This window comes from Pandoraea sp. B-6, assembly GCF_000282835.1.
Taxonomy (GTDB): Bacteria; Pseudomonadota; Gammaproteobacteria; order Burkholderiales; family Burkholderiaceae; genus Pandoraea; species Pandoraea cepalis.
In genome coordinates this window covers 23039-42697 of the sequence record NZ_KB290497.1, presented here as the reverse complement: position 1 = coordinate 42697, position 19659 = coordinate 23039, and the positions used below count along the sequence as shown (strand labels likewise).

The 19659-nt window shown below is 62.4% G+C and carries 20 protein-coding genes; 9 read left to right on the top strand and 11 right to left on the bottom strand.

Annotation, left to right across the window (positions count from 1 at the left end):
- Window positions 1–107 precede the first annotated feature (107 nt).
- The 8 genes from A985_RS0104910 (at window position 108) to A985_RS0104875 (ending at window position 6062) form a co-directional block, all read left to right on the top strand.
- Window positions 108–1019, top strand: a complete 912-nt coding sequence (locus A985_RS0104910; protein WP_017232291.1) for a LysR family transcriptional regulator — start codon at window positions 108–110, stop codon at window positions 1017–1019.
- 118 nt (window positions 1020–1137) lie between these two features.
- Entirely contained in the window at window positions 1138–1515 is a 378-nt protein-coding gene (gene rpsF, locus A985_RS0104905; protein ID WP_017232290.1) for a 30S ribosomal protein S6, read from the top strand.
- 46 nt (window positions 1516–1561) lie between these two features.
- Entirely contained in the window at window positions 1562–1864 is a 303-nt protein-coding gene (gene priB, locus A985_RS0104900) for a primosomal replication protein N (protein ID WP_017232289.1), read from the top strand.
- A 2-nt stretch (window positions 1865–1866) separates the two neighbouring features.
- The gene (rpsR, locus tag A985_RS0104895) at window positions 1867–2148 is read left to right on the top strand and encodes a 30S ribosomal protein S18 (protein ID WP_017232288.1); all 282 of its coding nucleotides are present in this window, start codon (window positions 1867–1869) and stop codon (window positions 2146–2148) included.
- A 27-nt stretch (window positions 2149–2175) separates the two neighbouring features.
- A complete protein-coding gene (rplI, locus tag A985_RS0104890; RefSeq protein WP_017232287.1) occupies window positions 2176–2628 on the top strand; it encodes a 50S ribosomal protein L9 in 453 nt (150 codons plus the stop codon).
- Between the two features lie 301 nt (window positions 2629–2929).
- On the top strand, window positions 2930–4297 hold the full coding sequence (locus A985_RS0104885; protein ID WP_026131664.1) for a replicative DNA helicase: 1368 nt from the start codon (window positions 2930–2932) through the stop codon (window positions 4295–4297).
- Window positions 4298–4411: 114 nt separating this feature from the next.
- Window positions 4412–5038 carry a DUF47 domain-containing protein gene (locus tag A985_RS0104880; protein ID WP_017232285.1) on the top strand — a complete coding sequence of 209 codons (627 nt, stop codon included), beginning with the start codon at window positions 4412–4414 and terminating at the stop codon, window positions 5036–5038.
- 13 nt (window positions 5039–5051) lie between these two features.
- Window positions 5052–6062 (top strand): inorganic phosphate transporter, encoded by a 1011-nt coding sequence (locus A985_RS0104875; RefSeq protein WP_017232284.1) that lies wholly within the window; start codon window positions 5052–5054, stop codon window positions 6060–6062.
- Between the two features lie 372 nt (window positions 6063–6434).
- On the opposite strand, the gene A985_RS0104865 is transcribed toward A985_RS0104875, so the two are convergent.
- From A985_RS0104865 to A985_RS0104815, 11 genes are all read right to left on the bottom strand, one after another.
- Window positions 6435–7253 (bottom strand): C40 family peptidase, encoded by an 819-nt coding sequence (locus A985_RS0104865; RefSeq protein WP_017232282.1) that lies wholly within the window; start codon window positions 7251–7253, stop codon window positions 6435–6437.
- Window positions 7254–7484: 231 nt separating this feature from the next.
- Window positions 7485–9227 (bottom strand): PhoH family protein, encoded by a 1743-nt coding sequence (locus A985_RS0104860; RefSeq protein ID WP_017232281.1) that lies wholly within the window; start codon window positions 9225–9227, stop codon window positions 7485–7487.
- Between the two features lie 332 nt (window positions 9228–9559).
- On the bottom strand, window positions 9560–10021 hold the full coding sequence (locus tag A985_RS0104855) for a peroxiredoxin (protein WP_017232280.1): 462 nt from the start codon (window positions 10019–10021) through the stop codon (window positions 9560–9562).
- 58 nt (window positions 10022–10079) lie between these two features.
- Window positions 10080–10985 carry a polysaccharide deacetylase family protein gene (locus tag A985_RS0104850; protein WP_017232279.1) on the bottom strand — a complete coding sequence of 302 codons (906 nt, stop codon included), beginning with the start codon at window positions 10983–10985 and terminating at the stop codon, window positions 10080–10082.
- A 210-nt stretch (window positions 10986–11195) separates the two neighbouring features.
- Window positions 11196–12245: a bifunctional UDP-4-keto-pentose/UDP-xylose synthase gene (locus tag A985_RS0104845; RefSeq protein ID WP_017232278.1), complete on the bottom strand. Its 1050-nt coding sequence runs from the start codon at window positions 12243–12245 to the stop codon at window positions 11196–11198.
- Between the two features lie 7 nt (window positions 12246–12252).
- The gene (locus A985_RS0104840) at window positions 12253–13176 is read right to left on the bottom strand and encodes a formyltransferase (protein WP_039829885.1); all 924 of its coding nucleotides are present in this window, start codon (window positions 13174–13176) and stop codon (window positions 12253–12255) included.
- Window positions 13173–14195 (bottom strand): glycosyltransferase, encoded by a 1023-nt coding sequence (locus tag A985_RS0104835; RefSeq protein WP_017232276.1) that lies wholly within the window; start codon window positions 14193–14195, stop codon window positions 13173–13175. The genes A985_RS0104840 and A985_RS0104835 overlap by 4 nt, the downstream gene beginning before the upstream one ends.
- Complete coding sequence (locus A985_RS0104830; RefSeq protein WP_017232275.1) at window positions 14192–15358, bottom strand: DegT/DnrJ/EryC1/StrS aminotransferase family protein; 1167 nt, start codon at window positions 15356–15358, stop codon at window positions 14192–14194. The genes A985_RS0104835 and A985_RS0104830 overlap by 4 nt, the downstream gene beginning before the upstream one ends.
- 88 nt (window positions 15359–15446) lie before the next feature.
- The gene (locus A985_RS0104825; protein ID WP_017232274.1) at window positions 15447–15818 is read right to left on the bottom strand and encodes an SMR family transporter; all 372 of its coding nucleotides are present in this window, start codon (window positions 15816–15818) and stop codon (window positions 15447–15449) included.
- 143 nt (window positions 15819–15961) lie between these two features.
- A complete protein-coding gene (locus A985_RS0104820) occupies window positions 15962–17722 on the bottom strand; it encodes a phospholipid carrier-dependent glycosyltransferase (RefSeq protein ID WP_017232273.1) in 1761 nt (586 codons plus the stop codon).
- On the bottom strand, window positions 17719–18105 hold the full coding sequence (locus A985_RS0104815) for an Mth938-like domain-containing protein (protein ID WP_017232272.1): 387 nt from the start codon (window positions 18103–18105) through the stop codon (window positions 17719–17721). The genes A985_RS0104820 and A985_RS0104815 overlap by 4 nt, the downstream gene beginning before the upstream one ends.
- Before the next feature lie 324 nt (window positions 18106–18429).
- On the opposite strand from A985_RS0104815, the gene A985_RS0104810 reads away from it, so the two are divergent.
- Window positions 18430–19656: a pyridoxal phosphate-dependent aminotransferase gene (locus A985_RS0104810; protein ID WP_017232271.1), complete on the top strand. Its 1227-nt coding sequence runs from the start codon at window positions 18430–18432 to the stop codon at window positions 19654–19656.
- The last annotated feature ends 3 nt before the right edge of the window (window positions 19657–19659 follow it).

The window sequence follows — 19659 nt, the reverse complement described above, 5'->3', positions numbered from 1 at the left end:
GGGTAATGAGTCAATGTGTTGGAAGCCACTTTAAGCCGGTACGATTTGTTTGATAAGATCACAAAAGATCGTTTTTTTAAGAACAAAAAGTATCGAATGGAGGGGGCATGGACCGATTCAAACAGATCGAAACCTTCGTGCAGGTGGCCGAAGCGGGCAGTCTGGCCGCCGCGGCCTTAAAGGAAGGGGTCTCGCCGGTGATCCTCGGAAGGCGCATCGACGCGCTCGAAAAGCGTCTGGGCATCAAGCTGATGTACCGCTCGACACGACGGCTTGCGTTGTCGGAAGAGGGCGGCGCGTTCCTAGAGCGGTGCAAACAGTTGCTCGGCGACTGGGAGATGGCCGAGAACGAAATCAGCGCGGGGCGTCATGCCGTTTCGGGGCACCTGATCGTGTCGGCGCCGGCGGCGTTCGGGCGCAAGCACGTCGCGCCGCATGCGCCGGCGTTCCTGCGCCTGCACCCCGAGGTGCAGATTTCGTTCAACCTGACCGACCGCGTGGTCGACCTCGTGCGCGAGGGGTACGACATGGGCATTCGCATCGGCGGCTCGGTCGATCCGAATTTCGTGGCTGTCAAACTCGCCCAGAACCGGCGCGTGGTGTGCGGCACCCCGGCATATTTCGCCCGCTACGGTCGTCCGAAGACGCTCGAAGACCTGGCCAGGCACAACTGCCTCGCGTTCAACCTGCAAGGCGGCCAGCAGCGCGGTTGGTACTTCAAGCGCCAGGGCAAGCTCGTGACGATTCGCGTGGCGGGCAGTCTGGACTGCAACGACGGCGAGTTGCTGCACCGCTGGTCACTGGAGGGCATCGGGCTGGGCTGGCGCTCGACGTGGGAAATCCAGCGCGAACTGCTCTCCGGCGAACTGGAGACCGTGCTCGACGAGTACGCGTTACCTGACTACGACATCCTCGCCGTGTACCCCCAACAGCGCTTCCAGCCCGCGCGGGTGCGCCTGTTCATCGAGCAACTGCGGCAAATCTATGCCCGTCCGAACTATTGGCTGGAAAACACTTGACCGGTCCTGATGAGACGGCAGTTGATGATCGACGTGAAATCCGCTAGAATCGCGGGTTCTGCAACCTTGCTGCACTGGTTTTGACGCCCGGGCGGCTTTGTCCATAAGGAGCTTATATATGCGTCATTATGAAATCGTATTTATCGTTCACCCCGATCAGAGCGAGCAAGTGCCTGCGATGATCGAGCGCTACAAGAGCATGGTGACGGCCAAGGCCGGTCAGATCCATCGCATCGAAGACTGGGGCCGTCGTCAACTGGCGTACATGATCGAGAAGCTGGCCAAGGCTCACTACGTCTGCATGAACATCGAATGCGACCAGGAAACCCTGGACGAGCTGGAACACGCATTCAAGTTCAACGACGCCGTGCTGCGCCACCTCGTGGTTCGCATGAAGAAGGCCGAGACCGCACCGTCGCCGATGATGAAGGAAGTGGCCCGCGAAGAAGCCAAGAAGGCTGCCGCGACGCCCGCGACCGAAGCTGCCGCATCGTAATTAGCGCACCGGAACGCATCAGGGAATCCACGGAAACGTCGACCGCGTGAATCGCTTACGGCTTGAAGCCAGCATCGTCGAAATCGGCACGCTGCGCTATACCCCAGCCGGGCTTCCCGTGATCGAGGTCACGCTGGCCTATGCGGGAACCGTCGAAGAGTCGGGCGTGGCCCGGCAAGTCGAGTTCTCGATGCCAGCCGTTGCGATCGGTCCCCTCAGTGCCAAAGTCATGGCGTTGGGACTGGAGAAACCGGCCCAGTGGGCAGGGTTTCTGGCCAAGAAGCATCGCAATAGCCGCACCCTGGTGTTTCACATCACAGCATTGCAAGTATTTGAAAAGGATTGTTGAACATGCCGCGTCCTAACGGTAAAAACAAGAAGTTTGATCGCCGCCGCCAACAGCAAAACCCGCTGTTCAAGCGCAAGAAGTTCTGCCGCTTCACCGTCGCTGGTGTTGACCAGATCGATTACAAGGATATCGAGACGCTGAAGGACTTCATCGGCGACAACGGCAAGATCACCCCGGCTCGCCTGACGGGCACCAAGGCGCACTACCAGCGCCAGCTCGACACGGCCATCAAGCGCGCGCGTTTCCTCGCGCTGATGCCGTACACCGATCTGCACGGTGCTTAATCGCCAGTCGACGAAGGAGAATAGATAATGCAAGTGATTCTGCTGGAAAAAGTCGTCAACCTGGGTAACCTGGGCGACATCGTGAAGGTCAAGGATGGTTTCGCACGTAACTTCCTGATCCCGACCAAGAAGGCGCGTCGCGCCACCAAGGACGCGATCGCCGAGTTCGAAGTTCGCCGTGCCGACCTGGAAAAGGCTGCCACCGAGAAGCTGGCTGCCGCACAAGCCGAAGGCGAAAAGCTGTCGGGCCTGACCGTGCAAATCTCGCAGAAGGCCGGCGTTGACGGTCGTCTGTTCGGTTCGGTCACCAACTTCGATATCGCCGAAGCCCTGGGCACCCAAGGTTTCAAGGTTGAAAAGATGCAAGTGCGCCTGCCGAATGGCCCGCTCAAGACCGTGGGTGACTTCCCGGTCCAAGTGTCGCTGCACACGGACGTCGTCGTCGACGTGAACGTGTCGGTGCTGGGCGAGCACGCGTAAGCCGTATCCGCGTCAGCTTCCCGACGCGAACAAAAAACGGAAGTCGGTCCGCCGGCTTCCGTTTTTTTATGTCTGTCCCCTCTGTGGTGTCGGTTGCCGGGCTTTCCGATGGCCGCGCATGCGCAGGTCTATGCCGACCGCGTCCCGGTTGCGCACTCCCTTCCACGTTCCTCACGTTCGATAGCGCTGCCTTATGTTGCCTCCCGGGAAACTGCTGAACAAAACACGTTCGGAAAAATCGCCGCGCAAGCGCGATTTCGCCGGATCGGATCGTGAGCGCGGGGGCGGTATAATGCCCGGCATGAACGCTCCCGATCCCCAACTCGATTCCCTCAAAGTGCCGCCGCACTCTATCGAGGCGGAGCAATCCGTGCTCGGTGGGCTGCTGCTCGACAACGGGGCGTGGGATCGAATCGGCGACTTTCTGGCTGAATCGGACTTCTACCGCTATGACCACCGGCTGATCTATCAGCACATCGGTCGGTTGATCGCCAGCGACCGTCCTGCCGACGTGATCACCGTTTTCGAATCGCTCACCTCGGCCGGCAAAGCCGAGGACGTGGGCGGGCTCGCCTACCTGAACGCCCTGGCGCAGAATACGCCGAGTGCCGCGAACATTCGTCGTTACGCGGAAATCGTGCGCGACCGTGCGGTGTTGCGCAAGCTCGTGACAGTCGCCGACGAAATTGCGTCAGATGCTTTCAATCCACAGGGCAGGGAAGTGCGTCAGATGCTCGACGAGGCGGAAGCGAAGGTGTTTGCCATCGCGGAAGAAGGCTCGCGCAGCACGAACGGCTTCCTTGAACTGCAGCCGCTGCTCACGCAGGTGGTCGAGCGCATCGACGAGTTGTACCACCGCGAAGGCGGGAGCGACATCACCGGTATTCCGACGGGCTTCGTCGACCTGGATCGCATGACGTCGGGTTTCAACGGCGGCGATCTGATCATCGTGGCGGGCCGTCCTTCGATGGGTAAGACAACCTTCTCGATGAACATCGGCGAGCATATCGCCGTGGAAGAGGGGCTGCCGGTCGCCGTGTTCTCGATGGAAATGCCGGGCACGCAGCTGGCCATGCGTATGCTGGGGTCGGTGGGGCGTCTCGATCAGCATCGTCTTCGCACCGGCAAGCTGGTCGACGAAGACTGGCCGAAGCTCACGCACGCCATGCAGAAGATGAACGAGACGCAGCTTTTCGTCGACGAGACGCCTGCGCTCAATCCGATGGAGTTGCGCGCGCGCGCACGGCGTCTGGCACGTCAGTGCGGCAAGCTGGGGCTGATCATCATCGATTACCTCCAGCTCATGAGCGGTTCGGGCAACGGCGAGAACCGCGCGACCGAAATCTCCGAGATTTCGCGTTCGCTCAAGGGGCTCGCCAAGGAGCTGAACGTGCCGGTGATCGCGCTCTCACAGCTCAACCGCAGTCTTGAACAACGCCCGAACAAGCGTCCGGTCATGTCGGACTTGCGTGAATCGGGTGCTATCGAACAGGATGCCGACATCATCCTGTTCATCTATCGCGACGAAGTGTACAACCCCGATACGCCCGACAAGGGCACTGCCGAGATCATCATCGCAAAACAGCGTAATGGTCCTATCGGTCAGGTGCGTCTGGCGTTCATCGGTGCGTATACCAAGTTCGACAATCTGGCCGGTCCCCAATATTGACGCATTGATTTCCGCCCATTCGTAAGGGCGTGCGGTAACGCGCGCCCGCAACGAGGTAGAATGTGACGTTTTTGTGTCGACCCGTCCCCTATTAATATCCGGAGTTTTCCAATAATGTTCGGTCGCTTCATGCCCACCGAGGGCAAGTTCTTTGAGCTGTTCAACCAGCACGCGGCGTGTATGGTTGCCGGCAGCCGCGAGCTGTCTGCCATGCTCAACGATCTGCCCAATGCCGAGGCACGCACCGTTGCCGTGCAGAACAACGAGAAGAAAGCGGATCGCATCACGCACGAGACCATCGACCTGATGCACAAGACGTTCATCACGCCGTTCGATCGCGATGAAATCCACAAGTTGATCAGCACGATGGACGACATCCTGGATCTGATGGAGGACGTGGCGACAGCCGTGTGGATGTACGACGTCAAGAGCGTGCCGTCCGAGGCGCGCACGCTGGGTGAGATTTGTGTGAAGTGTTGCGAACGGGTGCAAAGCACCGTGGCGCTGCTCAATGACATGGATCGCGCGCGCGAGATCCTGAAGCTCTGCGAGGAAATCGACGGGCTCGAATCGGACGCCGACCGCCTGTTGCGTGCGTCGCTCTCGAAGCTGTTTCGCGAAGAATCCGACGTGAAGGAGCTGATCAAGCAAAAGGCCGTGTCCGAATTGCTCGAATCGGTGACCGATAAGTGCGAGGACGTTGCCAACATCATCGAAGGCATTGTGCTGGAAAACGCCTGAGCGGAGACTTTCGATGGCAACGCTGCACATCAGCCTTTGGCTGATCGGACTGTTGGTCGCACTTGCGCTCCTGTTCGACTTCATGAATGGCTTCCACGACGCCGCCAACTCGATCGCCACGGTGGTCTCGACGGGCGTGCTCAAGCCGCATCAGGCGGTGGCTTTTGCCGCCATGTTCAACGTGATCGCGCTGTTCGTCTTTCATCTGAAAGTCGCGGCGACGGTGGGCAAGGGGACGGTTCATCCCGAAATCGTGGATCACTACGTGATCTTCGGCGCCCTCGTCGGGGCGATCGCGTGGAACGTGATTACTTGGTACTACGGCATTCCGTCGAGTTCGTCGCACGCGCTGATCGGTGGATTGGTCGGCGCTGCGGTGGCCAAGGCCGGCACGGGTTCGCTTGTCACGAGTGGACTGCTGCAAACGGTCGCGTTCATTTTCATCTCGCCGCTGCTCGGTTTCGTGCTCGGTTCGTTCTTCATGCTGCTGGTGTCCTGGTTGTTCTTCCGAACGCCACCCGCGCGCGTCGACCGCTGGTTCCGCCGCCTGCAGCTGATTTCGGCCGGTATGTACAGCCTGGGACACGGCGGTAACGATGCCCAGAAGACCATCGGTATCATCTGGATGTTGCTGATCGCCGCGGGCATGTGGCCGCAGGAGGCTGCGGAACCGCCGCTGTGGGTGATCGTGGGCTGCTATCTGGCGATCGGTCTGGGCACCATGTTCGGTGGCTGGCGCATCGTGCGCACGATGGGGCAGAAGATCACCAAGCTCAAGCCGGTCGGTGGCTTCTGTGCCGAAACCGGCGGGGCGTTTACGCTGTTCTTCGCGTCGTGGCTCGGCGTGCCCGTCTCGACCACGCACACCATCACCGGCGCCATCGTGGGCGTTGGCGCCACGCGCAAGCTCTCTGCGGTGCGCTGGGGGGTGGCAGGCAACATCGTCTGGGCATGGGTGCTGACGATCCCGGCCTCGGCGTTCATCGCCGCGATCGCGTGGTGGGTCGGCAAGCAGATTCTGTGATGTCGGTTCGGCGGGCTGCCGTCTCATGACGGTGTGACCCGCCCGGGCAACAAAAAAAGCGGCTTCGGCCGCTTTTTTTGTGTCCTGCTTTAGCCCCCCGCGGGCGGCATGGCGCCATTGGCAGGCCGCATCGAGGCCATCGAGAGAATCAATTTCTATAGCCAATAGCGATCAATTACTATTCCGTCATAGTGTTTAATCGATTCCCGTGGGAGGCTAACATGACTGCATTGATCCATCGTTGCTTGCATCGCCGTCCGGTCACCACACTGGTGGGCGTCGCGATCAATGTCGGCGGCGCGGCGACGCTGCTTGCCCACCTGCGCTGATCCTTCAATTCACGCTCAACCGATGCTCGTCTGCCGGAAGTGATTACATCGAGCTGTTGGCGAAGCGAGCGATGGGATCGTCGTCCTGCGGGGCTGGGGCGGCAAGGTTGGCTGTGCGACTCGGCACCAAGACCTGCGGCGCTACCATCGGAGACGGAGTCGCCCCGGTAAGCGGGTGGTTCGGTGCGGTATTCGATGGGTTCACAGGCTCGCTCGGTGGCGTTGCCGCGGCGGGCGACTGAGCGAGCGAGGCCGGCGCCGACCGATTCACGTAAGTCGTATTACCTGCGGGTGCCTTGTTCGCTGCGACGCGTCGAACACCATCGATCCGGCGTGCCCAATATGGAATGAAGAGACTCTCCAGGCGCACTGTGCCGCCGGTGTTCGGCGCGTGTACGAACTGCCCCTGACCCACGTAGATGCCTACGTGCGAGTGGGCGCGTCCCGTCGTGTTGAAGAAGATAAGATCGCCCGAGGCGAGGTCGTCGCGCGCCAACGGTGTGCCCACACCACTCATGTCGGCCGTCGTGCGGGGCAGGTTCACGCCGGCGGCGCGCGCCACGACATAGCGCACGAGGCCGCTGCAATCGAAACCGGAATCCGGGGTATTGCCGCCGTAGCGGTAAGGAATGCCAACGAGGCTCATCGCTTCGAGCGTAATCTCCTCCTGACCCGCGCTGCGCTCCGGCCCCATCGTGCGGTTGCCATAGTTCGCACTGCCGCCTTGTCGGATTGATGGGCCCGACGAACAAGCCGCGACCAGCAACGTCAGCGCCAGCGCACCCACGCAACGGCCCCACGCGTTCGGCAGGACGGCCGGATGCGTCACGTCGCGAGCGAGGAGGCGAGAGAACAGTCGCATGCGCCGAGTTTACGATGCTTATCGGGTCGATGCACCGTAAACGCGCCGAAAGACGGGCGTTCTGTGGCATCGACGTCACAAATCAGCGGATTCCCGGACGACGCTGTCGTCGGTGCGCGCCGCCTTGGCGACGCCGGCGGTCAAGAAAAACGGCGCCCGAAGGCGCCGTCGTGTTGAGCGTGGAGCGAAGCGCGTAGAACGAAGCTGCTCGCCGTCCGCGGTCGGCAGACGTCAGAGGATTTCCGCCGCGTAGTCGGCCAGACGCGAACGTTCGCCGCGCGCCAGCGTGACGTGCCCGCTGTGTCCCCATCCCTTGAATCGATCGACCACGTAGGTGAGGCCCGAGCTGCCTTCGGTCAGGTACGGCGTATCGATCTGCGCGATGTTGCCCAGACAGATCAGCTTGGTCCCCGGGCCGGCACGCGTGACGAGCGTCTTCATCTGCTTCGGCGTAAGGTTCTGCGCCTCGTCGATGATGACGAACTTGTTCACGAACGTACGACCGCGCATGAAGTTCATGCTCTTGACCTTGAGTCGCGAGCGAATCAGTTCCTGCGTGGCCGCGCGGCCCCATTCGCCGGCGGAATCGTCGGTCTTTTGCAGCACTTCCAGGTTGTCGTCGAACGCGCCCATCCACGGTTGCATCTTCTCTTCCTCGGTGCCCGGCAGGAAGCCGATATCTTCACCGACGGGCACGGTCGCGCGCGTGATGATGATTTCGTTGTAGCGCTTCTCGTCAAGCGTTTGCGCCAGACCAGCGGCCAGCGCCAGTAGCGTCTTGCCGGTACCGGCCTGACCGAGCAGCGTGATGAAGTCCACTTCGGGATTCATCAGCAGGTTCAGCGCGAAGTTCTGCTCCCGGTTGCGCGCCGTGATGCCCCACACGTTGTTCTTGTGGTGTCCATAGTCGCGCAGCGTTTGCAGCAGCGCCGTCTTGCCGTTGATCTCGCGAACCTGCGCGTAGAACGGCGCCTCGCCGTTGTTCGTCTCCAGATAGACGAACTGGTTGATGAGGAAGCTCGCGCAGAGCGGCCCGGTAATGCGATAGAACGTGGTGCCGGTGCGATTGTCCTGCCAGCTCTCCATACCCTTGCCGTGCTTGGTCCAGAAGTCCGTCGGCAGGGGCATCACGCCCGAGTAGAGCAGATCGCTGTCCTCGAGCACCTTGTCGTTGAAGTAGTCTTCCGCGGGCAGGCCAAGCGCATGCGCCTTGACGCGCATGTTGATGTCCTTCGACACCAGCACGACCTGGCGATCGCGGAACTTGTCCTGCAATGCCCGCACGACGCCGAGAATCTGATTGTCGGCCTTGCCTTGCGGCAACCCGTCGAGCGGCGGCACGTCGGTCAGGTCGGTCTGGAAGTACAGGCGCCCCGTGGCGTCCTTGTTGCCAAGCCGCGAGAGGAGGATGCCTTCGACCATCGACTTCGTGCCGCTCTCGGCGACCAGCCCGTCAAGGGTGCGGCTCACCTGACGCGCATTGCGCGCCACTTCCGACATGCCCTTCTTGTGATTGTCCAACTCTTCCAACGTCATCATCGGCAGATAGACGTCGTGCTCTTCGAAGCGGAACAGGCTGCTTGGGTCGTGCATGAGCACGTTCGTGTCGAGCACGAAGAGCTTGGCGGGTTCCTGGTCCTTCAGACGTGCCCGTTTCGAACCCGTGCCCGTTGACGTAGGCTTGACGGCCTTGAGGGACGGTGTTGCCCCGTTCGACTCGGCCGCCGGCGGCGACTGGGGCGAGCGTGCGACAGGCGACGGTTGTACTGTCGTCTGCGGTGCCGCCGAGGGTTTAGGCACGACCTTCAATTCGGCCGCGCCGGCACCCGTGGCACCGGACGTCTCGCCCAGTGCGAGTTGCTCAGACGAGGGGATCGGTTTCTTGGCCTCCGTGCGCGAAGGTTTGAGGCGAGTGGGGAATTGTTCCGGGGCGAGCAACGAGCCCGGTTTGGTCGGCGCCGATGGCAATGGCATAGATTTCCCGTTCAAGAAAACACAACACGACTCGGCCGGGACAGACTGCGGTACCCCACGTCCCGGCAACAAAAAAGCCGCCTGCCCGGACGCACCGGAGAGGCGGCTTGGCTGAAGGCGCCGCCGTGGCAACGCCTGCAATAGTCTGGTTCAATGCGCTTCATCATTACGGCTGACTATAACGTCTCTTGCCGTGCTTGTATAGCGCCGAATGTCCGCACTGGCGGTCGCCTTCGGTCCTCGTGCAACACGCGACAGAAGCGCGCTTGCGCGGGGCCGGCGACGATGCCCGGCGCCCGATGCGCCGCGGCACTGACAAGCCCTCCAGCGGATCAGAGCGCCTGCACGACGCACAGCACTTCGGTAACGTGATCGGGCACACGTACGCCGCGCCATTCGTTGCGCAATACGCCTTTTTCGTCGATCAGGAACGTGCTGCGTTCGATCCCCAGATGTTCCTTGCCATACAGTTTTTTCAGCTTGATGACACCGAACAATTGGCAAACTGCTTCGTCGCCGTCCGAGATCAGCGGGAAGGGCAGTTCGAGTTTTCGCTGGAAGTTTTCATGCGAGCGAAGGCTGTCGCGCGACACGCCAACGATTTGCGCCCCGGCTGCCTGAAACTGATCGTAGTTGTCGCGGAAGTTCATGCCTTCCGTCGTGCAGCCGGGGGTATTGTCCTTCGGGTAAAAATAGATCACCACCTTCTGGCCGCGATGCGCCTTGAGCGAAAAATCGCCGCCGGTGGCCGGTGCGGTGAAATCGGGCACGGGGGTGTCGATGGCTACCGTCACTATGGTCTCCTTGGGTGGCCTTGCAAGGCCGGAACGGGGAAGTGGATCGAAAGCGGGTTCAGGCAGTGGCCTGGCCCTCGAGAATCAGATCGCCCGAGCGGCCCGGAATTTCGCCCCACACGACGGGATGCGCCGGTAGCGAGGCAAGATCGAGCGTCTCGTAGTATTGGCCCATCGTCACCAGGGCGTGTCCCTGGCGGCGCCATCCAGCCAGCAATTGACGGAACAGCGGGGCCAGTTTCTGCCCTTCGAGTTCTGCGTGAAGGGTGAACACGTGATCTTGCGCCGGATCGCGGGTCAGGGCAAGCAGATGCTCGGCCACGCCGTCGAGGTCACGACCGTCGATGCCCAGCAACTCGTCGACCGTCGGCAGGGTCGTCGGCATCTGCACATGCTGTAGACGCACGCCATCGACGATGGGGTAGTGCGGGGCGATGCCGCGTCCGTCAGACGCATACTTCATGCCCCAGGCGTCGATCTGCCGAAACGCGTGCGGATTCATCTGCCAGCCGGCTGCCCCATGCGTGCGCGGCGGCGCACCGAAAACCTGGAGGAAGCGCGCATGGGCTTGCGACATCTGATGTTGCGTCCAGGCGGCGTCGCGTGTGCGCACGTTGTCTTGCCAATACGTGTGGTCCCACGTGTGGATGCCGGTCTCGTGGCCCGCGTCTCGCACAGTGCGCATGACGTCGGCCGCACGCCGCCCGATGTCCGGGCCGGGGAGCAACGTGCCGTACATGAGCGTTTTGAAGCCGTAGTGCTCGACCACCGAAGTGCGTGAAACTTTCTTCAAAAAGCCAGGACGGAAGACACGCTTGAGTGCCCAACCGGTGTGGTCCGGCCCGAGGCTGAACAGGAACGTCGCTTGCGCCTCGTGCTCGGCCAGTGCGGCGAGCAGATTGGGCACGCCTTCGCGTGTGCCGCGCAGCGTGTCGACGTCGATCTTCAGGACAATGTTGGCCATAGCCGCCCTTGAGTGAGATATCGCAATGACTTCGAGCGATATCCTGAACTGCGAAACAAACTACCGAGTCAAAAACGCCCGATGCGCCGAGGGCGCACCGGGCGTGCAATGCGAAGGGCTGCAATGGGCGGCAATGCGCTGCCCGTAACCCCGAGGCGGTAGGCCTGACGCAGGCCGCCCGACCGTGTCGCGGATGTCCCTGACTGTTCCTTACTCGGCCTCGACCAGACGGCGCGCTTCGGCGACATGGCCACGATACGCTTCGAAAATCTTGCGCAACGCGTCGTCCATCGACGTGGTCGGTGCCCAGCCGAGTTCCTGCATGGTGTTCTCGATCTTCGGCACGCGATTCTGCACGTCCTGATAGCCGTTGCCATAGTAGGCGCCCGACGAGGTCTCGACGAGTTGAACCTTCTTGGCCGTGTCAGCGTACTCGGGATATTCGGCGGCCAGCTTGAGCATCATGTTGGCCAGCTCGCGCACCGAGAAGTTATTCGTCGGGTTGCCGATGTTGTAAATCTTGCCGCTGGCAATGTTGTTCTTGTTATCGATGATGCGCACCAGGGCGTCGATACCGTCGTCAATGTCGGTAAAGGCGCGTTTCTGGCTGCCGCCGTCGACCAGGCTGATATTCTCGCCGCGAGCAATGTGGCCGAGGAACTGCGTGACTACGCGCGACGAACCTTCCTTCGGCGTGTAGATCGAGTCGAGGCCGGCGCCGATCCAGTTGAACGGGCGGAACAGCGAGAAATTCAGGCCTTCCTGCATGCCGTAGCCCCAGATCACACGATCCATGAGCTGCTTCGAACACGCGTAGATCCAGCGCGGCTTGTTGATCGGGCCATAGATCAGCGGCGAGTTTTCCGGATCGAACTCGCCGTCGGTGCACATGCCGTAGACCTCGGAGGTCGACGGGAACACCAGGTGCTTGCCGTACTTCACGGCCGAGCGCACGATCGGCAGGTTCGCCTCGAAGTCGAGTTCGAACACACGCAGCGGAGCCTTCACGTAGGTGGCCGGCGTGGCGATGGCGACGAGCGGCAGAATCACGTCGCACTTGCGAATGTGGTACTCGACCCACTCTTTGTTGATCGTGATGTCGCCTTCGAAGAAGTGCATGCGCTCGTGGTTGATCAGATCGCCGAGGCGATCGGTGAGCATGTCCATGCCATAAACTTCCCAGTCGGTCGTCTCCAGGATGCGCTTCGACAGATGGTGGCCGATGAACCCGTTGACACCGAGAATCAGGACTTTTTTCATATTGCGGTCAGTGATTGAGCTGGGAAAACTGTGCCGGCGTGACTGCTTTGCCGTCCAGCATTAGTTCATGAATGACGACAGCATTTGCGTCGCCACAAACGCCAAGGAGCGCATTATCCACTACTTGCAGTCCGCAGGGCAAACCGGCGGGCGCCGGCGCGCGTGACAAACGGGCGTGCGTGACAACCCAGCGACGGTCCGCCACATCGGTAAACGCCCCCGGATAGGGCGGCGCGACCGCGCGAATGAGGTTGTAGACGTCTTTTGCGGGCTTCGACCAGTCGATGCGGCCGTCTTCCGGCTTGCGTCCGCCGAAGTAGCTACCTGCGCTCAGTTCGTTCACCTGTCGCGGTGCCGTGCCGGCGATCAGGCCTGGCAGGCAGCGCCAGAGCGTCTGCTCGGCGGCGACCGTGACTTTCTCGAAGACCTCGCCCGCCGTATCGTCCGGCAGGATCGGCACGGCGGTCTGGTCGATGATGGCGCCGGCATCCGGCTTGGCGGCCATCTCGTGCAGCGTCGCGCCCGTTTCCGTTTCGCCCTTCAAAACGGCCCAGTTCACCGGTACGCGGCCGCGATACTTCGGCAGCAGCGACCCGTGCATGTTGAACGCGCCGCGCGAGGCGATTTCGAGCACCGCCACGGGAATCATGTGGCGATAGTAAAAGGAAAAGATGAAATCCGGCGCGATGGCGCGCAGTTGTGCGGCGAGCGCGGGATCGGCCGGATCGTCGGGGGTGACGACTGGGATACCGTGCTCGGCGGCGACACGGGCCACGCTGCCGAACCAGATGTTCTCGTTCGGATTGTCCTGATGGGTGACGACGAGTGCGACGTCGACACCGCGCGCGAGCAGCACCTGCAGGCAGCGCACGCCCACGTTGTGATACGCAAAGACGACAGCTTTGGCGGCTTGGGGCACTGGGGCGCTCATGAGGCGTGCGATCCCAGTTCCGTGGCGCCGGTCGTCTGACGCACGCTCGACGTCACGCTGGTGCCCTTGTCTGATTGGCCGGACGACGGGTCCTCCAGCACCGCTTGTACCAGATAGCGCGGACGCTGGCGAACCTGCTGATAAATGCGGCCGATGTACTCGCCGAGCAGGCCCATGCCGAACAGAATCACGCCCAGCAGGCAGAACGTGACGGCGAACAGCGTGAACACGCCCTGAACTTCCGAGCCGAAGAGGAAGCGGCGGGCCATCAGCACGACGAACAGCAGACCGGAGGCCGCCGACAGCGTGATGCCGACGCCCGAGAGCCACTGCAACGGCACCACCGAGAAGCCGGTGACGAGGTCGAAATTCAGACGAATCAGGCTATAGAGCGAATACTTCGACTCGCCGGCGAAGCGTTCTTCGTGGGCGACGTCGACTTCGGTGGGGTTCTGCGCAAACGTGTAGGCCAGCGCCGGAATGAACGTGTTGATCTCACGGCACTGATTGACCGTGTCGACGATATGACGGCTGTAGCCGCGCAGCATGCAGCCCTGGTCGGTCATGCGAATGCGCGTGATGCGCTCACGCAAGCGGTTCATCGCGCGCGAGGCATGGCGGCGGAACCATGTGTCCTGACGGTTCATGCGCACCGTGCCCACGTAGTCGTGCCCGGCCGCCAGTTTCTCGACGAGCTTGCCGATTTCCTCGGGCGGGTTCTGCAGGTCGGCGTCGAGCGTGACGACCCATTCGCCACGCGTGTGTTCGAAGCCGGCCAGGATGGCCATGTGTTGTCCGTAGTTGCCGTTGAACAGCACCACGCGCGTCGTGTCCGGGCGCGCACGGAACTGCTCGGCAAGCAAGGCGGCCGAGCGGTCGCGGCTGCCGTCGTTGACGAACACCACTTCATAAGCCACGCCCAGCTTGTCGAGCGCCGGATACAGCCGGGCGAAGAGGGCGGCGAGTCCGGCCTCTTCGTTATATACCGGGATGACGATGGAGAGTTGGGGACAGGTCATTTTTGATGGTCGGCGCAGAGGGCGTTGACGGCTTCGCAGACGCGCGCAACGTCGGCATCCGCCATGGCGGGGAAGAGAGGCAACGTCAGGATCGAACGGCCCAGACGCTCCGTATGCGGGAACTGCCCTTCCCGGAAGCCGAGCCCGCGGTAGAGCGTAAACAGGTGGATGGCCGGGTAATGCACGCCACTGCCGATGCCGCGCGCCTTGAGTTTTTCCATGAAACCCGCGCGGTCGATCGTGAGGCGCGCCAGCGGCAGCTCGACCTGGAACATGTGCCAGTTCGAGTTCGTGAAGTCGGCGTGCGGCAGGCCGAGGCCAAGCGCCACGGCCGCGCCGCCCGCCAACGTGTCGAAATACAGCCGCGCCAGCGCCGAGCGACGGCGGTTGAATTCCGCCAGATGCGGCATCTGGCCGAGGCCCACGCGTGCAGCGACGTCCGTGAGGTTGAACTTGCCGCCGAGCACGTCAACGTCCATGCCATCGAAGCCGGTGCGGGTCACGCCCTGCAGACGGTACTTCTCGGCCAGGCGGGCTTCGTCCTCATTGTTGAAGACGAGCGCGCCGCCTTCGATGGAGGTCAGGTTCTTGTTGGCGTGGAAGCTGAACGAGACGAGGTCGCCGAAGGCACCGATGCGCTTGCCGCCCCATGTCGAGCCCATGGCTTGCGCGGCGTCCTCGATCACGCGCAGGTTGTGACGGCGCGCGATGTCGTACAGCCGGTCCATGTCGAGCGGCAGCCCGGCCAGATAGACCGGGATGATCGCGCGCGTCCTGGGCGTGATCGCCTTTTCGAGCAGATCGAGATCGAGATTGCGGGTCGCCGGGTCGACGTCGACGAATACGGGCGTCGCGCCGACTTCCAGAATCACGTTGGCCGTGGCGACCCACGACAGCGACGTGGTGATCACTTCGTCACCGTCTTGCACGCCGGCGAGGCGCAGGCCGATTTCCAGCGTCGCGGTGCCCGAGTTGAAGACGCGCACCGGGCGTCCGCCAAAATAGTCGGACAAGGCCTTCTCGAAGGCCTGCACTTGCGGGCCGGAGGTGATCCAGCCAGAACGCAGCACCTCGGTAACGCCGGCGATGGTGGCGTCGTCGATGCTCGGCCGCGTGAACGGCAGAAACGGAAGATTCGGTTGGGCGGTTGCCGAGTCGCTCATGATTAAGACCAAGCCTCAGATAAACAGGGGGAGACGCGCCAGCGCTTGCTTGTTGCGGCGCGTCCGTGATTTCGGTCCGTCAGCAGCCTTAGCTGCGCGCAAGAATATAAACGCCGACCAGGATGATGCCGATGGCGACGACACGCTGCATGGACAGCGCCTCGCCAAACAGGTACCACGCGGCAAAGGCATTCACCACGTAGCCGAGCGAGAGCATCGGGTACGCGATCGAGACCTCGACGCGCGAGAGTGCCAGAATCCAGACGACCACGCTGATCGCATAACAGACGAGCCCGCCCATGATCGGCACTTGCGTGGCCAGCTTGAGGCCGATGGGCACGATGTTGGCACGCGTGAACTCAAGCGCGCCGATCGAGCTGGCGCCGGCCTTGAGCAACAACTGGGCGCATGCATTGAGCAGTACGCCCGTGAGAATAAGTGAAAATGTGGCGAGATTCATGGAACGTTGATGAACGTTTGTGAATAATTATGGATACCGCAAATGGGCTGGCGCTTAGTTTCCCTAAGCGCATCAGCCTGTTGTCGTCGCTGTCTCCGGCCAAAGCCGTCAACGGCAAACGGATCGAACGAAAGCCAGATGCGCTATTTTACGTTGTCTTCCGCCTGCGGTTTGGCGATTACGATACGGCGCGCGTCACGCGCGACGATCCGCATGGGCAAGTGCTCGGTTTCGAGCTTGCCGAACGTGTCCGGATCGACCAGCGCGAGCGCTTTCGGGGCGGTGCGCCAGCGGGCGTAGAAGTCGTCGAGCGTGGGCAGCCATTTCTGCGGCTCCTGCTTCACACCGAATTCCAGTTCGTCCGGGTGCTGCACCATGATCATCGTGCGGCCGAGGTAGTACGGCAGGGTGTGATCGAGCACATTGACCGAATAGAACGGCACATTCGGCCCGAGACGCTGCATCTCGGCCTTGATGGCCGGCACGAGCAACACGCCTGAGCTTTGGCGCCCGAACACTTCGTGTCCCATGCCGCCGACGCTCACGAGCAACAGCATGCCGCCGGCAAAGGTGAGCAGCGCGCGCCGCGCGCTATGGCGCGCCAGTCGCCATGCCACGAGCGTGCCGGCCAGGCCGAGGCCGATCGCGACATACAGCCAGATCTGGAACGCCTTGTACAACTCGTTCGGATTGCGCACGTTCCCGGGGCGTCCCGCGAAGATGGCCACCATCACGAGCGCGGCAATCAGCAGGATCGCATAACCGGCCAGGTGCAAGCGCACGGTGTCGCGCCGCAATTGCGCCAGATACAGGCCGACGAGCAGCGCCATGGCCGGCGCGATGGGCAGCAGATACGAGATCAGCTTCGAGTGCGAGGCGCTGAAAAACACGAAGATGAACGCCGACCACACCCACAGCATCAGCGCGGGGGCGAAACCGTTGGGCTGGCGGGGCATGCGCAGCGTGGCGCGTACGGTGCCCGGCAGGACCGACAGCCAGGGCAGGAAGCCGACGAGGAACACGGGCACGAAATACCACGGCGCGCCATCGCGGTTATGGCCCTCCATCGCGAAGCGTCGGAAGTGCTCGTTGATGAAGAAGAAGTCGAAGAATTCGGGGTTGCGCATTTGCACCAGCACGAACCACGGGGCCGCCAGCGCGAAAAAAACGATCAGGCCGCTGCCCAGGTACAGGCGTCGCCACAAGGCCCAGTCCCGTGCAATGAGCGTATAGAGCACGAGCACGGCGCCCGGCAGCACGATGCCGACGAGCCCCTTGCTCAGCACGGCGAGCGCCATGGCCGCCCAGCACAGCCACATCCAGGCGCGCACGGCGGGGCGCGCAAGCCCCGGGCGCTGTGCCAGCAGCAGGGCGCACAGCGAGAGCCCCATGAAAAACGACAGGCCCATGTCCAGCACGTTGAAGTGCCCGAGCAACGACCACAGCGGCGCGCTGGCGAGTGCGACGGCCGCGAACAGACCCACGCGGGCATTGAACACGCGCCGGCCGGTAAAACCGACCATCAGCACGCCCGCGAACCCCGTGAGCGCGGTCCACAGCCGGGCTTGCCATTCCCCAAGCCCGAATGCCGCGAACGTGAGCGCATTCATCCACGTTTGCAGCGGCGGTTTCTCGAAATACTTGTAGCCGTTGTAGCGCGGCGTGATCCAGTCGCCCGTGACCCACATCTCGCGCGCCATTTCCGCGTAACGGCCTTCGTCGCTCGCGATCAGGTGGCGGTAGTCGAGCACGCCGAACCACACGAGCGCGAACGCCACGAGCAGTAGCCAGAAAGCGGTCGGCGAGAGCGGGTAGGCCGCGGGCGGCGAGGCGGGGGCGGGCAGGGGAGAGGACGCGAGGGGGGCGGCAGCCTGCAGGCCGGAGGCGAGCGGGCGGCGGCTCACGCAGTCGCCTCGGTCTCGATGAGCAGGGCGAGCACGACGCGGCGCCCTTCGCTCATCAGGATGTTGTAGGTGCGGCAGGCGGCCTGGGTGTCCATGGAGTCGACGCCAACGCGCCGGCTGGTGAGCGACGTGGTCAGGCGCGGATGCGCGAAGCGCAGGCGCTCACCGCTGCCGAAGATCACGACTTCGGGGGCGAGGGCATGCAATTGGTCGAAATGGGCGGATTCGAGCGCGTCGAAGCGCGACACCGGCCAGGCCTGGATCTCGCCCTCGGGCGCAATGATCACGCTGTGCTCGTGACGAATCTTGTTGACCTCGACATAGCCCCGGCCGTAGCCGGTGACCGTGTTCAATGCTTGCGACGGGTCTTGATGCAGTTTCACTTTAGAAAGATTCCCTGCCCAGGGCTTGCCCCGGGGGTGGATGCACGTCGGCAGATCGTTCAACGGGCGGGCATCTTGCCTCGCATGGCGCAAACCGTCAATGATGCATTGCCGAACTCTGTCATAATTGGCTAAATTATAGCTTTTTGCCGTACGCAGCACGGCAAAACCGTTGCAGTGCGGCATTTGCCACGCCTAAACCGGGGAAATGCGGTGCCCTGTGCGCTTCGCGCACATCGCCGTCCGATCGCCGGTGCGTCGTGCGTCCCGCCTGCCTGCCGGCTCGTCCGGACCCCTGCGCCGCCCGCCAAGACCACAACCGCCGTGAAACCGATCCTCAAATCGCTGAAATTGCAGAATGTCTGCTACGACATTCGTGGACCCGTGCTCGAACATGCCAAACGCATGGAAGACGAGGGTCATCGCGTCATCAAACTGAACATCGGCAATCTGGCGCCGTTCGGTTTCGAGCCGCCCGACGAGATCGTGCAGGACATGATCCGAAATCTGCCGAATTCGGCCGGTTATTCGGACTCGCGGGGCGTGTTTGCGGCGCGCAAGGCGATCATGCACTACTGCCAGCAAAAGCGCATCAAGGACGTCCAGCTCGACGACATCTACCTCGGCAACGGGGCCTCCGAGCTGATCGTGATGGCCATGCAGGCGCTGCTCAACGATGGCGACGAGGTGCTGGTGCCCGCGCCCGACTACCCGCTCTGGACGGCCGCCGTCAGCCTGTCGGGCGGCACGCCGGTGCATTACGTCTGCGACGAGCAGGCGGACTGGCAGCCGGATCTCGCCGACATCCGCAAGAAGATCACGCCGAATACGCGCGCGATCGTCATCATCAACCCGAACAACCCGACCGGCGCGCTGTACTCGGACGAACTGCTCAAAGACATCGTCGCCCTCGCGCGTGAGCACAAGCTCATCATTTACGCCGACGAGATCTACGACAAGATCGTCTACGACGGCGCGGAGCACACCTCGATCGGTTCGCTGTCCGAGGACGTGCTCACCATCACGTTCAACGGCCTGTCCAAAAGCTATCGCGCGTGCGGTTACCGCGCGGGCTGGATGGTCGTGTCGGGCGACAAGCGTCCGGCGAGCGACTACATCGAAGGGCTGAACATCCTGGCCTCGATGCGCTTGTGCCCGAACGTGCCGGGCCAGTACGCCATCCAGACGGCGCTCGGCGGCTACCAGAGCATCAAGGACCTGATCGTGCCAGGCGGACGCCTGTACGAGCAGCGCGAGATCGCGCACCGCATGCTCACCGACATTCCCGGCGTGACCTGCGTGAAGCCGAAGGCCGCGCTGTACCTGTTCCCGCGTCTCGATCCGGCGATGTATCCCATCGCCAACGATCAGGACTTCATTCTCCAGTTGCTGCTTGAAGAGAAGGTCCTGCTGGTGCAAGGCAGCGGCTTCAACTGGATGCATCCCGACCATTTCCGCGTTGTGTTCCTGCCTCACGAGGGCGACCTGGAAGACGCCATCAGTCGCATTGCCCGCTTCCTTGACGGTTATCGCCGTCGCCACGGCAAGTGATGC